The sequence below is a fragment of the Rhodanobacter sp. A1T4 genome, from assembly GCF_014207185.1.
GTDB lineage: Bacteria > Pseudomonadota > Gammaproteobacteria > Xanthomonadales > Rhodanobacteraceae > Rhodanobacter.
Genome location: NZ_JACHCP010000008.1, coordinates 232,421 through 248,194, shown reverse-complemented (window position 1 = coordinate 248,194; position 15,774 = coordinate 232,421). Strand labels below are relative to the sequence as shown.

Genomic DNA, 15,774 nt, shown 5'->3' with positions numbered 1-15,774 from the left:
AATCTGAGATTTCTGCGAAATATGCAACGGGCTTGAACTGATTAGCCATCCGATACGCGCCTACTGAAATTAGCTAAGGAAGGAAAATGCCGAAAATCAACCTTCTCACGCAGACGTTGGTTCGCGTCCTTCTCGCGACTGTTGCTAGCACCCTGATGAGTTCGTTTGCTCTGGCAACAAGTCTTGCCGGACCCGTTACGTTCGGGTCCCCGGACCAAACGTTCGGTACGAGGCGACCGGTTACGGCGGCAGATCGCGCACTCATAGCGGACTATCTTTCTATGTCGCCGATCTTTGCAACGACATTCTCAAAACCTGACGAGCTTCAGTCGGATTGGACGGCTCAAACAGACGATCTGGCGGCCCTCAAATCGTGCCGCCGACCCGGTAACGTGGAGGCATCGAACGTCGGGGCGAGATTCAAAACTTTGGTCGCGACCGATTGTCGTGCCCGCTGGTCTACCGGTTCAATATTTACCAAGGCGCAGTATCCCTACGGCTTCTTTGAGGCCAGGATGAAAATCGCTGACATCAAGGGCATGAACAACGCTTTCTGGCTGACCACTCAAGATCACTATGAGATTGATGTGGGTGAAGTCGAATATCCCAATTGCAGCCACCTCGGACTGCAATACTGGCCCACGAGCAAGAGTGAAAAACATGCGGGCGTTGGATTCGGCGCGAAGTTCACCGATAACCTTTCTTATGGCTTCCATGATTACGGCGTTTTGTGGACGCCGAGAGAGCTAATCTTCGAAGTCGACGGAGAACCTATTGCAGCCCTGAAAACCAACGGCACTATCAAAGGTCCGGCGAATGTCTGGTTCTCCGCCGCGCTCGCTGACTGGGCAAACGGTCCCGTGCCGAACCATCCCGAAGGTCACGGCATGGTTGTCCAATCGCTGCGCATCACCGCACTCAAGTCCAGCGACCGCTGACAGGCAGCGAGCTTGGTCTGTCACATGCGTCCTGAAACACACGGTCTCTGATTATTTCCGGAGAAATTCATGTCCGTAACGAAGCAATGTCGCTTGCTCACAGTTCTGGGCTTTCTTCTGGTTCTTTCCCTCTTCGGTGGAGCGGTGTATGCGCAGAACGTCATTCGCGGTGTCAACTTCGTTCACCCGTTGCAGTTCGGCATAGCGGATCAAAATGCAGCCCTCGTTAATCTGAAGACCGCTGGCATCCACGTCATTCGCTTTGGTATGTATGAGCAGGACCTCGACAAAAGCATCGATTTCATCAGGAGAGCTGATGCTCAAGGCATTGCGACTGTCTTGATCCTGCATGGGAAATACGCGCCCAACGCTCCAATACGCCCCTACCGCCCACGTGAATTTCCGGGGATATGGGCGGGGTCTCCATTTTCATCTTTGAGCCCCGAACTATCCGGACAGTATTTCCAGACGGTGATGGATAAGCTCGACGCCGACGGAATCGTTCTTGCCGGGATCGAATTTGAAAATGAGATCAATATGGCTGGCAACAACCCCGACTTCAGCTTGCCGGGAGAGGGAAGAGTCCTTGGCCTGAACGATCTTTATCATGATCCGGAAGGACAGCAAGTCGCGAAGGGTTACCTGCAATATCTCAAAGCATTGGCTGCGCTAAAGCAGGCACGGGATCGTTCGAAACTTAATCGAAAGACGCCACTGCTTCCGACCAGTCTTGTCGATATCGTGCAAGAAGGACCGTGGCCGACGCCGAAGAAATATGACGGGGTCAGCGTTGGCGCGACGATAGCGTTTTTCCGAGCAAACGGGTTGGACAAGCTCGTTGATGCCTACAACCTTCACACCTATCCTTGGGGTGATGGTCCTGGTAACAAGGTCTCCGCAATCCATCGTTTGCGAAGCTTGCAAGGGTTGGTTATGCCTGTCTGCTCTCCCGTCGGTTCGCCGAATGGCAAGCCTTGCTGGATTACGGAGTGGGGATTTTCGAATGCAAATAAAGGCTGCCCTTCAGATGAGCATTCGCGCAACTTACTCGTACAGGAAATGATGGGGGACTTTGGTCAACTGATCCATGAGAGGCGTCTCACGGCACTTATCTATTATTCCTGGATCGGTGATCCGCCGTTCGATGTCTATCGTTGTGGTGCTCTAACGGAAAGTGGCCGAGTAGTGATCGAGCCGACACCGACCCGTTGATTATCAATGGCGAGATGTAAGTAGGAAAGTCAGTTGCGAGAACTGGAGGAGGCTTTATGGTTTGGAATTCGGTACGAACAAGTTTCTGCGGTCTCCTCGGCTTATTGTCCCTCGCAACAGTGACGATTGCCTGGGGGCAGAATTCAAATGTCCCGGTTCAAGTGGAATCCGTAACGGTCTATCCGGGGCCTTCGGATATTTCCCCCTCGCCGCAGTACTCGGTGCAGGTCATTCAGAATGATCATTCATACGACTCGTTCGTATATCAGACGCCGAATCCCGGCTTCACGAATGGCCAACTGAACGGTCAACCAACCTCTTCCACGGAGGAGCAATCGACTGCCTGGACGAGTTTCTCATTTGGCGATTCGGTCACCATCTCCATCACGAACCAGCAGCCCTTTACCTCAGCTCGCGTGCTTCCGAGCCATGACCAGATCCCGGTCACCGTCGACGGATCAACGATTCGCTTTACGATTAACCATCCAGGGCAATACGCCGTGGATTTTTGTACCTCCGGCTCAACCTGCACGGAGTCAAACGTCGATTTGACCAACCCCCTTCTCATTTTCGCCAACCCGCCTGAAGCGAATGTGCCGCCACCGAGTAAACCTGGCGTCCACTATTTCGGACCCGGGGTGCATGACCTTGGAACGAGTCCTTACGTGATCCAGTCTGGCGAGGTGGTCTATGTGGCGGGCGGTGCGTACGTCAAAGGATTCTTCCAGGTTGCAGATGGCGCATCTAACTGGGCGATTCGCGGAAGAGGCATCCTCTCGGGGGAGAATCTTCAGAAGAGCGCGTGCGTTCCGAACTGTCCAGCCATGATCTCGGCTCCGAATGAAACTTTAGGATACGTCGAGGGCATTACGCTGATTCAGTCCCCGATCTATAACATCGCGCTCGGCGGCTATAACAAGACTTTTAGCGATGGCAAGGACAATACCGCCACGCGCAACGTTATCGACAACGTGAAGATCATCGCGTGGCACGGCAACACCGATGGCGTGGCAGCTGCCTACGGCTCGGACGATCGCGGCAGCATCCTTCGCAACAGTTTCTTCAAAGTAGGCGACAGCGCCATCCATTTGAACTCTTCGAACCTGCTAATCAGTGGCTGCACGATCTGGCAGCTAAAATATTCGGCCCCATTCGAGATCTCCGATACCATGGGCGGCAACCTCAACATCAACGTTCATGACGTACTCGTCGAGAATTCGGATGTGATCCGCACCGAATATGCTTATGAAAGCATGGAAGGGGCGATCTTCTCGGCTCACCAGGGTGGCAAGGGAACGCTCCGGCACTATCTGTTCGATGACCTGCGCGTGGAAAACGCCAACTTCCGGCTCTTCAGTTTGGCCGTGCGGCCGGGCCCCTTTTCGAAAGAGAATGGTGATCTCGCTGGAATCGATGATCTGCTATTCAGAAACATTCAGGTCGTGGACGCGCAAAAACTCCCGAACCTGCTGCAGAGTTACGATCAGCAACATCAGCTTTCACATCTACGCTTCGAGAACGTTGTCGTTGCCGGCACCGCACTTCCCGAGCATCCGGCAGTGACCTTCAATGCCAACCGCACGATGAGTCTGAATGGAAACGTCACCTATGATCCGTTGTGGAGAAATACCCAGAACTCGACGGAGTTCCTGACAGAAATCGTTGAGCCGACGGCTGCTCCCTCGCTTCAATATGAATCCGTATCCCTGCACCAACCGGAACTGACAGCTGAGTTCAAGGAGGAGGCCATCGGTGACTTTTATGGGGACGGCTACGCCAGCGTTCTGTTCTCCCACGATGGGGAATTGGGAGTCTGGAAGGATCCCGTCCATCTGCAGGAGTTGCCCTCAAGGGCGTATTACTCTCCCATTGGGTATACGTTGAAAGCGGATGATCGAGTCATTGGGGTCGGTGATTTCAACAATGATGGCCGCTCCGACATTCTCATCTGGAACTTCACGACGCAAACCGGAACGGTATTGCTGATGGACGGCGATCGAATTCTCGACGTCGAAGCTGTTCGTCCGGGGAAGACATCAGACTGGAACACAGCGTGGATCGGAGACTTCGATCAAAATGGTTATTCGGACATCCTGCTGCGCAATCCTGAAGGCGATGTGGAGATCCTCAGTTTTGGAGTCGGCGATATGCAGCGGAGCGCGGACTTCAAGCCGTCCGAGCTCTTTGCGAATTCGACGAGCTATTACGACCAGCACTGGGGTCATGTCTCCGGTACTTTTGATTCCAGCTGGGTCATAGCGGGTGTCGGCGATTCGCGGGGATTGGGCTATGCGAATATCGTCTGGTACAAACCCATCACCGGCGATCTGGGCATGACGGTTTTCTCGCCCGACTTCCAGAACGAGCTATCCGGCCGTATTGAGCTGGGGCAGATCTTCCTACGACGTCAGCTGCCGTCCACGGGCCAGGTCATCGTGGCGGGGGATTTCGACGCGGATGGAACATCCGACATTCTGTTACAGAACGCCGCCATCGACTTGGGCCCCATCGTGTATACGAGTCAGTGGCGGCCCAATGACTTCAGTCAGGGCACTGGAACAATCACAGTCAACGCAAACTGGATGCTGCTGAGATAACTTATGCGCGTAGGTCGAGCAGAACGATCTCATTGGTAGGGACGTCGTGCTCGTGATGACCGGCAACAGTCGCTACGAGCAGGTCGAAGTCGACGTCTCCGCCATATGGGCATTGATCCAATCCGCGAGACTCTGCGACCGGTGCGCTTCGGCATAGATATAATTTGATGCCCCGAGAACAGCGACGAAGATCTGTGCGTTCCATACAGGTCCGACGCAATTACAAATTGTTTTTGAGACTTTAAGAAGCGAAGATCGGTACAGCTTGGCTCGTGTTGTTTCCACGGTAAGCGCGGTGAGCTTCGTGAGCGTTAGCGTCCAATTTCGCTCGATACGATTTTCGCCTACAAACGGCAAACGTGATATCAAGGCTGCTGATGTCCACACCCAATTCCAGCGCCGAGGTGCTGACGATGCCGTCGATGGTGCCCGTGAAGTGACTGTTGCTGACGTCAGCGAGAACGGTTTCTCGTCAACTGGTCGCGCACGTGCTGCAGGTCCAGCGGGGTGTCGACGTCGATGCTGCCGAGCGAGGCAAATCGCTCGACGCGCACGGCTTCCCGCTCGATCAAGTCATGTGCACCGCGCGGGCCGGAGCATGACATCAGTGCCGCAAAGCAATCCCGAGGAAACAGCACCGGCGGACCCGATATGCCGTTCTGCTCGCTAACGAGCAGGCGCTCCGGTGTCAGCGCATGTCGCTGGAGCATATGCTCTAGCAACGCCGGGTCCAGGAGCGGTTGATCGGCCAGACACAGGAGTAGCGCAGAAGCTTGCGGATATTCGACATCCAGGTAACGAACGCCAGCGGCGAGCGAGCTGCCCATGCCCTCGACCCAGCCGTCGAATCGGATCAACCGCAACAGCAAGTCGTCGAGTACGGCCTCGACTTGTTCAGCATAGGCACCCGTCACCACGACGACAGGGATGTCTTGCTCCAGCGCGCTCCGCGCGGCACGGCGCACCATCGGTTCACCCTGGATCTCGACCAGTTGCTTGATGTCGCCAAAACGCAGACTTTCGCCTGCTGCAAGCAGCAGGATGACGGGCGATGCCGGGTTTTCTACGCGGTGGCTCATCCGTGAATCGCGCCTTCGTTGTCGCGCAGCCGACCACCATCACGTTTGTTGATGACGGCCATGATTTCGGCGGCGATCGCCAATGCGATTTCCTCTGGTGTTTCCGAGCCGATGTCCAGCCCCGCGGGCGCATGCACGTGCAGCCCGGCAAGCGCGGGGTGGTCGCGCATTCGTCCCACGCGTTCACGCGATCCGAGTGCGCCGAGATAGGACACCGGCGCGCCCTGTAACGCAGCCAGATAGGCGATGTCCTGTTCTAGGTTGTGCGTCATCACCACTACCGAGCTTTGCGCGTCGAGCGGCAACGCACTGCACAAGCTGGCTGGCGTTGCACAAACGGCATGCAATCCGGCCGGCAGTTGCGTCGCCTGCAGGCGCGCCGGATCGTGATCGACCAGGGTTGTCTGCCAACCCAAGGCCCTGGCCAGGGGCAACAGCGCGCGTGCGGCGGCACTGCTGCCGATGACGACCAGCGCGTGCGGTGGTTCTACCGGTTCCACCAGTACATCGACCGTGCCTCGTGCTGATGGCAGGCGCAGCGTGGTGGTGCGTTTACCTGTCGTCGGCGTGACGGCGTCGATGATCGAACGGGTCAGTGCCGGATCGGCGATATCGTCATGCAAGACATCGCGTTCGCACCACAACATCCGCTGGGGCATCGCCACCATCCCGTCGACAGCGAACAAGGTGGCGAGCCAAGCGCAGCGTCGCTCACCGAGGCATTGCGCCAGGGCATCGATAAAACCGAGCGCATTTGCTGTCGCCAGCGGCTCGATCAATACCTCAAGCTCACCGCCGCAACCCATCTCCAGCAGTACATCGAGGCCCGAATCCGCGTTGTATTGGATCAGGCGGGGAAGGGTGCTGGCGATGACTTCCTGCGCACGCGCCACGATATCGCGTTGCGGGCAGCCGCCGGACAGTTCACAGACCACGTTTCCGTCACCCAACACAAGCATGCGTGTGCCGGGACGGCGAAAGGTGGAGCCGCGCGTGCGGGTCAGTGTTGCCAGTGCCGCCCTGGGCAGCGTATCGCAGCGCAGCTTGCGTAGTGCATCGATCAGGGTGTTCAGCTCGTGCGCCGAATTCATCGATCATGTCGCCAGCTTGGGAAGGGTAAGCAGCAAAACCTGCGGAAGGCTGCGGACCGTTAATCTGGCTGGACCAGAATAATATGTCCGCAACCCGCTATCGGGCTGCCCGCTTGCGGATTTCAGTCTAGCGCGACATTCGTCAGTAAGTGCGCCCACCGCGCTATCGCGAGCAGGGGTCTTCTGGTATACGAGATTCTCACGAATGTGTTGCTGAAATGGCGTTTTCAACACCCGTCTGGGAGCGAATCCCACCCGCTGTTTGATACTTGGCGCCCAAGCCTCGTTTCCCGGATTCTCAACGCAGTGCGGAGGTACCTATGCTGTCCTTGTCCGTTAACGGCGAGTCGCATTCGGTCGATGTTCCTGCGGATATGCCGTTGCTCTGGGTTCTGCGCGACGTCATCGGCCTGATGGGAACCAAATTCGGCTGCGGCATCGCGCAATGCGGGGCATGCACGGTGCATCTGGACGGTCAGCCGGTTCGTGCATGTGTGCTCCCCGTGGGGTCGATAGGCAGTAAGGCCATCACCACTATCGAGGCCATCGGCGATACGCCCAGCGGGCAGAAGGTCCAGCAGGCGTGGCTGGATGTGGATGTCGTGCAGTGCGGCTACTGCCAGTCTGGGCAGATCATGTCGGCGGCAGCCCTGCTCAAACGATCACCCAACCCCAGCGACGCGGAGATCGATGCAGCCATGTCGGGCAACATCTGCCGCTGCGGTACTTACGTGCGAATCCGGGCGGCCATCAAGCAGGCGGCAACGGGCAAGCTCGAAATTCTGCAGACGATCGTCACGTCGCCCGAGGGAGCCGCGTCATGAAGCTGAAAACAGGCAGACCTCAGACAACTGACCAGATCGATCTGAATCGCCGGCATGCCATCCAGTCGGGTGGTCTGGCGATCGCCTTTCTATGGCTGGGCGGCAGCGGCATAGCATCCGCTGCGATCAATGCGCGCCGGCAACCGGGCGATGCCGCCGCCGCCCTGGCGGACGGCAATCCGGCCTTCGCGCCGAATGCCTTCATCCGCATTGGCACCGATGGCACCGTGCGGCTGGTCATGCCGACGGTGGAAATGGGGCAGGCGATCTATACCGGTTCAAGCATGTTGCTCGCCGAGGAACTGGGCGTGGGCCTGGATCAGATCAGCGTCGAGCATTCACCGCCCAGCGATGACCTGTATGGCATGCCGCTCCTGGGTGGCCAGATTACCGGCGGCTCCACCAGCACACGCGGCACCTGGCAGGTGCTGCGCGAAGCCGGTGCCGTGGCACGGACACTGCTGGTGACTGCCGCGGCGACGCAGTGGCATGTCGACCCGTCGACATGCACGGTGGACCGGGGCATGGTTCACCACATCCCATCCGGCCGCAGCGTTGGCTTCGGCGCGGTGGCCTCGGCGGCAGGCCAGTTGCCGATGCCGGACAAGGTGCAGCTCACTGACCCCAAGGATTTCAAGCTGATCGGCAAACCGCTGCGGCGTGTGGATTCCGCCGACAAGATCAAGGGTGCCACCCAGTTCGGCCTGGACGTGCGTGTGCCCGGCATGAAGATCGCCGTCGTCAAGGCGTGCCCTACCTTCGACGGCAAGCTCGCTTCGGTCGACGACAAGGCCGCCCGTGCGATGCCAGGCGTCGTCGACGTGATCCGCATCGCCGATGCGGTCGCCGTGGTCGGCGACCATTTCTGGGCCGCAAAGCAGGGACTCGAGGCACTGCTGATCAAATGGGACCGCGGCGAGAACGCCAACCTCACCACCCAGCAGCTTCGCGACGCACTCGCGGAGAGTGCGCTCAATGGCAAGTCGATCGTTGCTCGCGAGGTCGGTAGCCGGCCAGCCGATGGGAAAACGGTCGAGTCGGTCTATCAACTACCCATGCTCGCCCACGCCACCATGGAGCCGCTCAACGCCACCATCTTCGTGACTTCCGACAAGTGCGAAATCTGGGTGGGCACCCAGGTGCCTGCACGCGTTCTCGACGCGGCGGCAAAGATCACGGGCCTGTCCAAAGACAAGATCATCGTGCACAACCAGTATCTCGGCGGTGGCTTCGGACGACGCCTGGAAACGGATTCGGTCGAGCAGGCACTGGCCCTGGCCAAGCAGGTGTCGTATCCGCTCAAGGTCGTCTGGACGCGTGAGGAGGACATTCGTCACGATCGCGTGCGTCCGATGTACCACGATCGCATCTCAGCCGTACTCGACGCGAATGGCCGACCAGCCTGGTATGGCTATCGCACCAGCGGCGGCACCGTGCTGGGGCGTTGGGCGCCGATGGCCATGGGCAAGGATGGCCTCGACAGCGATGCGGTCGAATGCGTCGTGGAAGTGCCTTACGAAATCCCGAACCTCAAGGTCGAGTGGATTCGCCACGACATGCCTCCTGGCCTGATCGTCGGATGGTGGCGGGGCGTGGGATCAACGCATAACCTGTTCGTCGTCGAAAGCTTCATGGACGAGCTCGCACATCACGCCGGCAAGGATCCGCTGGAATATCGACGTGCCTTGTTGCAGAAAAATCCGCGGACCTTGGCCGTACTCAACCTGGCCGCCGAGAAAATCGGGTGGGGCGCTCAGCCACTACCTGCACGAGTTGCCCGCGGCATCGCGTTAGGTGAACCGTTTGGGAGCCGGGTGTGTGCCATCGTCGAGGCTGAGGTCACTCCGCAGGGTGAAGTACGTCTGCGTCGTGCCGTGGTCGCATTGGACTGTGGCATCGGGGTCAATCCCAGCTCCATCGAGGCACAGATCCAGGGGGGACTTCTGTTTGGTCTCAGTGCCGCGCTTTACAGCGAGATCACGATCAAGGATGGCGCCATCGAGCAGAGCAATTTCAACGACTATCGAAACCTGCGGATCAACGAAACGCCATTGATCGAAGTCCATCGCATCGAAAATAACGAAGCGCCCGGTGGCCTGGGCGAAGTCGGTACCGCGATCGCGGCGCCCGCCCTGGCCAACGCGATCTTCGCTGCAACGGGCGTGCGCCTCTACAAACTTCCGGTGGACCGTAATCTTCTCGTGCAGGATGCCAACGCACTCAAGCGTGTGGTATCTGCAACCGCCGCCGACCAGGGGAGGAGCGACGCGTGAAACGCTTCCTCATCATCGTTGTCCTCGTGCTGGTTCTCGGCAGTGTGGCGTATTTTGCGCTGAATCGCACTGACAGCTCCGACGGCACGGCGCCGGCAATCGCCGGCGCTCCTGCCACCGCCGACGTGCTAGTGCGCGGCGAATATCTCGCCAAGGCTGCCGACTGCACCGCCTGTCACACCGTTCCTGATTCGGGCAAGCCGTTTGCCGGTGGTGTCGCGTTCCGCCTGCCGTTCGGCACAATTTATTCGTCAAACATCACAGCCGACACGCAAACCGGCATCGGCAGCTGGAGCGATGATGATTTCGTTCACGCGGTACGCGAAGGCGTGCGCAAGGATGGCAAACGGCTGTACCCGGCGTTCCCCTATACCTCGTACACGCAGCTGAGCCGCAGCGATGTCCTCGCCATAAAGGCCTACCTCTTCAGCCTGCCGAAGATTTCGCAGTCGGACAAACCCAATGATCTCGGTTTTCCCTTCAACCAGCGCTGGGCCATGGGCTTCTGGAATGCAGCGTTCTTCAAAAGCCAGCGCTTCGTCGCCGATGCGGCGAAATCACCGCAATGGAATAGCGGTGCCTATCTTGCAGGCGCGCTGGGGCATTGTGCGGAATGCCACACGCCACGAAACGTGGGCTTCGGTCTGGAGCACGGCAAAGAACTGTCTGGTGAGCTATTGCAGGGCTGGCATGCCTACAACATCACATCGGATGCGACACACGGTATAGGCGCGTGGACTGACGCCGAGATCGCTAGCTATCTATCCACTGGACACGCGGATGGGCGTGGATCCGCCTCCGGACCGATGGGCGAGGCTGTTGATAACAGCCTTCAGTACCTGAAGCCCGAAGACACGGCTGCCCTGGTGACCTATCTGCGCAACGTTCCCGCACGGGAAGGGAAGGACCCGATCACGATCGATGTGAAAGCGGCACCTGCGCTGGCCTCCAGCGACACAGCCCCAGGCGGAGACAGCACAGATGCAAACAGCGCGGGACTAAAACTCTTCGAAAGCGCCTGCGCAAGCTGCCACCAATGGAACGGCCAAGGCCAGGAGACACCGTACGCCTCGTTGCTGGGTACGCGTGGGGTGAATGACATCAGCGGTGGCAATGTCACCCAGGTCATATTGCATGGTTCCAGGATGCGTCTCGATGGGCACGATGTCTTCATGCCGGCATTCGGCCATGCTTACTCCGATACGGAGGTAGCGGCTTTGGCGAACTATGTCATCTCACACTTCGGGAACAAGCAGGGAACGGTCACCCCGGACGCTGTTGCGCAAAGCCGTAAACTCTAGATCGTGCATGCCGGTTTTGCGTGCCCATTTCGCAATTGGACATAATATACATTATGCGAAATTGGTGATGCACCCAAGGCGCCGTCTCGTGGACGTTCCCGCCAACTTCCCTACCAGCTGTGTGTTCTCGGCAGTAAAACCTCGGCGCCCACGGCAGAATTCCTACGCAAATGGCTCACATGGCGCCAGGCCCGCGATAAGGCGAGCTTCTTCTTTGTCTTGGTGTGATCGCAGTTGCTCAATCGTCGCCAATGCCGCCTTGTCTTCCTTACCCGAGGCGATCTGTGCGCCAAGCTTTGCCTGCAGCAAACCACGCAGCGTGGCGCTGTCGTGGATATCGTAATCATTGAGCACGCGATCGATGTCGACGCGCATCTGTGACACGGTGGCTTCGAACGAAGCCGGCGGCGATGAAAGCACGTCCGCGACCGTGCCTTTTATCGGATAGGAAAACTGCGGGAGATCGTCGATGGAACGCACCTCCTTCTTAGTCTGCCCGTTCGCTGCGCCCGATAGTGCCAATGTGGTCAGCGCCACGTTGATTGCCCTATTCAACTTCGACATGCTCACATCCCTCTTCTGGTGAATGCACTGCAGTAAACAAAGCTCGAAACCGGGAAATGGCCCGCCGTCTCAGGTACCGTAGAACTAGACTCAGGTCCGCAACCAGTTGCTTGAGCTTACTGTTCTCCTCCTCTACTGCCTCAACCGGTTTCGTGTCGTAGCCGACGATCAGGCAAATGACCGAGCATCGCTCGGTCGCCAGCGCGATGGGGTATTTTCAGGCAGGCTCGGTGTCAGATAACCCCGCCACTCGATTGCTAGTATTCGCTGGCGTTTAGCATAGACCTTCGACCTCAATCATAAATCCTAGTCGCCCGTTGACTAAGTAACGATCGTCATCTAGTCTAACGTAACGATCGTTATTTAAGTATTAGTACTCATAAACGCACGTCACGTGATAGCAATTTCTTACTGGAAGCCTATAGGCATCTCTAAATCGAGCGTCTTTATAACGTGAGTGTTCTGCGTATGCCGGAGGCCAACTGATGATCAGCCTGTTTGACAGAGAAGAACACAGTGCTAAGCCTGATCGACTGAGTGATCCGAGACGCGTATTCGATTGAGTTGATGATTGGGCCGTTAGTATTGTATGTCCGATGACGTCATAGAGTATTCGCTGTTGGATCGCGCCACCCTCCAGCGTTTTGCCGGTCTGGAGATCAGCGACTAGTTGGCACTAGCTGACTTCGTTGCACGTGGTGGTCATATCATTGTGGAGTATCTTTTCACGAATAAGAAGTATTGAAAAATGTTTCAGTTTTACAATTTGTAAAGTTTCGTTGTTCGATTAAACACGTGCGGAATGACGATTCTTAACTTTCATAAGTTGCTGGAATAAATGTGATGTCGCCAGATGTAGGATCGAAGACATCCCCACTTCCTGAGTTGATTCAGATGATATGGGGATTTATGGCTAGCCAGGCTATTTATGTTGCGTCTTGCCTTGGAATATTTGATTTTTTATCAAATGGTGAAAAGAGTGCAAATGAACTAGCCATAGATTGTGAAGTTAACGCGGATGCACTGGGTAGGCTGTTGAGCTTTCTCTCCTCGTTAGACTTGTTATTCGAGAATAGCAGTGGGCATTATTCTCTTACTGAACGTGGCGACTATCTACGGTCCGACCATTCACAATCTATACGAGGTATGGCTTTGCTCTATGGGCAATCTTTTTTCTGGGAACCTTGGGGCAACCTGCTAGAGACGGTCAAAACTGGGAAGCCCGCCTTCGACAAGATCTATGGCGAGGGCTTGTTCGACTACCTTGAGAAAAACCCATCTGCAGCTGCGATCTTCCATATCGCCATGGAAGGTGGCAGCAAGATTAGCTTGCAGTCGGCCCTCGACACCTACGATTTCTCCATCTTCGAGAAGATAGTGGACGTGGGCGGCGGGTCGGGGGCGTTTCTGCGTGGCATCTTGGAAAATAACACGCGGTCAAAGGGAGTGTTATGCGACTTACCTTCTGTTGTGGAGAGGGTTAAGTCAGAAGATCTACCATCTAGGATTGAAGTAGTATGCTCCGATATGTTCGTATCAGTTCCCAAAGGTGGGGATGCGTATATATATAAACGCATTCTGCACGACTGGGACGACGATGAGTCAGTGCGAATTTTGAGTAACTGTCGCAAAGCAATTGTTCGCCACGGACGACTTTTGGTTATTGAGTCCGTATTGAAACCGTCTGGCCAAGCGGATCCCGCGCGTTGGATGGATATAAATATGCTGGTTATGCTTACAGGACGAGAGCGGACCGAAGAAGATTACCGGCGTATATTCAAAGCAGCGGGTTTTACATTAACTTGTGTGACGTATATCGGTCGGGAATCGATCGTTGAAGGACGTCCGTATGAGTAGATGTCCCCTCGGCAAAGGCCTGTCTCTTTATCGCATCTCCGAGTCGACGCTTGGAAGCATTTGATACGACTCATGCAGTCGTACCCGGTCGAGCCCACAAAGTGTCCAATTATGGACGTCCCGTGCGCTTAGTGTTGGAAATATCTTCGGGTCATATTCCCTGCCGCTTTCGGCGCAGGCTTTGTTTCATGGCAATCTTGATACCCAGCAGCAAGCTGCATGGGGATTATCCACCCAGGTTGGCTACGATCAAGCACGCTCATCATGCCGATGGAGGGGCGTGGACGGTTTGCTACGTTGCTCTATCCGCCGCAGCAACTGCCATTGCTCGGTGTTCAACACTCTGTCACAGGGAACGGACGAGTGCTACTCATTTGCGGGACGCGTATTGGCCAGTCCGCCTTCAAAATGTCGCTCGATGGATCTATGAGCGGTTTCAGGTGAGCACGCGACGCGCTTGTGGGCTGGCCTCACATTTTTTTGAATCACCTCATACAGGATCTGCTTGCCCAAGGTCAGGTCTTCGACCAATCGTTTGAGACGGCTATTCTCTCTTGCAGCTGCTGCAGTTCAGCTGCACCCATATTCGCGTACTTCTTCTTCCTAACGTAGAGCGTCGCTTCGCTGATACCCATCGGCCGGCGGACATCGGCTACCTAGGTAGGAGTTCTTCATCTACTAGAGATTAACTTTGACTCGCTTTTTCGACACCACTAAAAAGTAGAGTTACGGTCGCTTCATTCCAGACCCAGAAGGCTCAAAGGAGGAGCGATGAAGAAGTCACGATTTACCGAAGAACAGGTTACCTACTGCTTTCGGCTGGTCGAGTCCGACACCTGGGGTCTGATGAGCACCCGATGTTCAGTGAAGTAATAAAGTAACGCCAGCACTGGCAGCGCAAATCCGATCCATGAAGTAAACAGCCAACCAGACTTCGTGAAAGTCCACGCGCCGACGGCAGAGCCCGTGGCGCCACCCATAAAAAAAATGGCGATATATATGCCATTGAGCCGGCCTCGGTATTCTGGGGCCAAAGCGAAGATTGCCCGCTGGCCAACCACAAAATTCATCGATACCCCAAAATCGAGCACGATGGCGGCCACCACGAACATTGCTAGCCGGGTCGAAAAATCGCCCTTTCCATACGTCATCAAGAATGAGAGCGCCACAAGCAAGATCGCGAAACCTGTAAGCAGTCGACTCAGCCCCTTGTCGGCAAACTTTCCCGCAATCGGCGCTGCAATCGCACCGGCAACACCTGCCAATGCAAACCACGCAATGCCAGCTTGCGACAATCCAAATTCCGGCCCAGCCAACAATAGTGGAACGGTCGTCCAGAATAAGCTGAAGGCGCCGAACAGGCACGCGTGATAGAAAGCGCGTCGTCGCAACAGCGGCGTCTGGATAAAAAGCCGTAGCATCGACCTGAGCAATGCACCGTACGTCAGGCCGGGCTCGGGGCGCCGTGCTGGCAGCAAAAGGATCAGCACACCAGCCAGAACCGCCATGCCGATAGCTGCCAGGTAGAACACTGTGCGCCATGAGCCGAGATGGGTCAGGAAGCTCGCCGCGGGACGCGACAGCATAATCCCCAGCATAAGGCCGCTCACCACTTTTCCGAGCGCGTGACCACGCGCGGCCGGCGCGACAAGATGTGAGGCGTAAGGCATGACGATCTGCGCCGCGACAGCGCTCAACCCGATAAAGAACATTGCCAACATAAAGATCGGTGCGTGCTGCGAGATGCCGGCAACGAACAAGGCAAACGTGCTGGCGATCAAAGCCATGACGATCAGGCGTCGATTTTCAACGATGTCAGCCAGCGGCACGACAAGAATCAGGCTCACCCCATAACCCACTTGGGTCATCGTGACGATTAGTCCCGCCGACTGCGGGGACAGACCCAAGGCCGCGCTAATGGGGCCAATCAACGGTTGAACATAATAGAGGCTGGCGACGATCATTCCGCAGGCAGTCGCCAACAACAAGGTGATCCACCTTGGCAATAATGCCGTCGTTACTCCAGGCTCTAGCCGCT

General features: G+C 56.6%; 11 protein-coding genes. 7 read left to right on the top strand and 4 right to left on the bottom strand.

The genetic code is table 11. The features are described from left to right. Positions 1–86: 86 nt before the first annotated feature. From HDE80_RS17165 to HDE80_RS17155, 3 genes are all read left to right on the top strand, one after another. Entirely contained in the window at positions 87–938 is an 852-nt protein-coding gene (locus HDE80_RS17165) for a glycoside hydrolase family 16 protein (RefSeq protein WP_184672922.1), read from the top strand. A 69-nt stretch (positions 939–1,007) separates the two neighbouring features. Next, a complete protein-coding gene (locus HDE80_RS17160; protein ID WP_184672920.1) occupies positions 1,008–2,150 on the top strand; it encodes a hypothetical protein in 1,143 nt (380 codons plus the stop codon). A 56-nt stretch (positions 2,151–2,206) separates the two neighbouring features. Beyond that, positions 2,207–4,747, top strand: a complete 2,541-nt coding sequence (locus tag HDE80_RS17155) for an FG-GAP-like repeat-containing protein (RefSeq protein ID WP_184672918.1) — start codon at positions 2,207–2,209, stop codon at positions 4,745–4,747. A gap of 452 nt (positions 4,748–5,199) precedes the next feature. Here HDE80_RS17155 and HDE80_RS17150 read toward each other — a convergent pair whose 3' ends face one another. Next, entirely contained in the window at positions 5,200–5,826 is a 627-nt protein-coding gene (locus tag HDE80_RS17150) for a nucleotidyltransferase family protein (protein ID WP_184672916.1), read from the bottom strand. Beyond that, positions 5,823–6,917, bottom strand: a complete 1,095-nt coding sequence (locus HDE80_RS17145) for an XdhC/CoxI family protein (protein ID WP_184672914.1) — start codon at positions 6,915–6,917, stop codon at positions 5,823–5,825. Before HDE80_RS17145 ends, HDE80_RS17150 begins: the two co-directional genes overlap by 4 nt. A gap of 320 nt (positions 6,918–7,237) precedes the next feature. Here HDE80_RS17145 and HDE80_RS17140 point away from each other — a divergent pair, with 320 nt between their 5' ends. Genes HDE80_RS17140 through HDE80_RS17130 form a run of 3 tightly spaced genes read left to right on the top strand, consistent with a single transcriptional unit; the run spans position 7,238 to position 11,315 of the window. After that, complete coding sequence (locus HDE80_RS17140) at positions 7,238–7,741, top strand: (2Fe-2S)-binding protein (protein WP_184605198.1); 504 nt, start codon at positions 7,238–7,240, stop codon at positions 7,739–7,741. Then, positions 7,738–10,014, top strand: a complete 2,277-nt coding sequence (locus HDE80_RS17135) for a molybdopterin cofactor-binding domain-containing protein (RefSeq protein ID WP_184672911.1) — start codon at positions 7,738–7,740, stop codon at positions 10,012–10,014. The genes HDE80_RS17140 and HDE80_RS17135 overlap by 4 nt, the downstream gene beginning before the upstream one ends. Next, entirely contained in the window at positions 10,011–11,315 is a 1,305-nt protein-coding gene (locus HDE80_RS17130; protein ID WP_184672909.1) for a cytochrome c, read from the top strand. The genes HDE80_RS17135 and HDE80_RS17130 overlap by 4 nt, the downstream gene beginning before the upstream one ends. Before the next feature lie 162 nt (positions 11,316–11,477). On the opposite strand, the gene HDE80_RS17125 is transcribed toward HDE80_RS17130, so the two are convergent. Continuing rightward, the gene (locus HDE80_RS17125) at positions 11,478–11,852 is read right to left on the bottom strand and encodes a hypothetical protein (protein WP_184672907.1); all 375 of its coding nucleotides are present in this window, start codon (positions 11,850–11,852) and stop codon (positions 11,478–11,480) included. 870 nt (positions 11,853–12,722) lie between these two features. Between HDE80_RS17125 and HDE80_RS17120 the strand changes: the two genes are divergently transcribed. Then, positions 12,723–13,736, top strand: a complete 1,014-nt coding sequence (locus HDE80_RS17120) for a methyltransferase (RefSeq protein WP_184604410.1) — start codon at positions 12,723–12,725, stop codon at positions 13,734–13,736. 806 nt (positions 13,737–14,542) lie between these two features. Here HDE80_RS17120 and HDE80_RS17115 read toward each other — a convergent pair. Continuing rightward, positions 14,543–15,724, bottom strand: a complete 1,182-nt coding sequence (locus HDE80_RS17115) for an MFS transporter (protein WP_221437675.1) — start codon at positions 15,722–15,724, stop codon at positions 14,543–14,545. Positions 15,725–15,774: the final 50 nt, after the last annotated feature.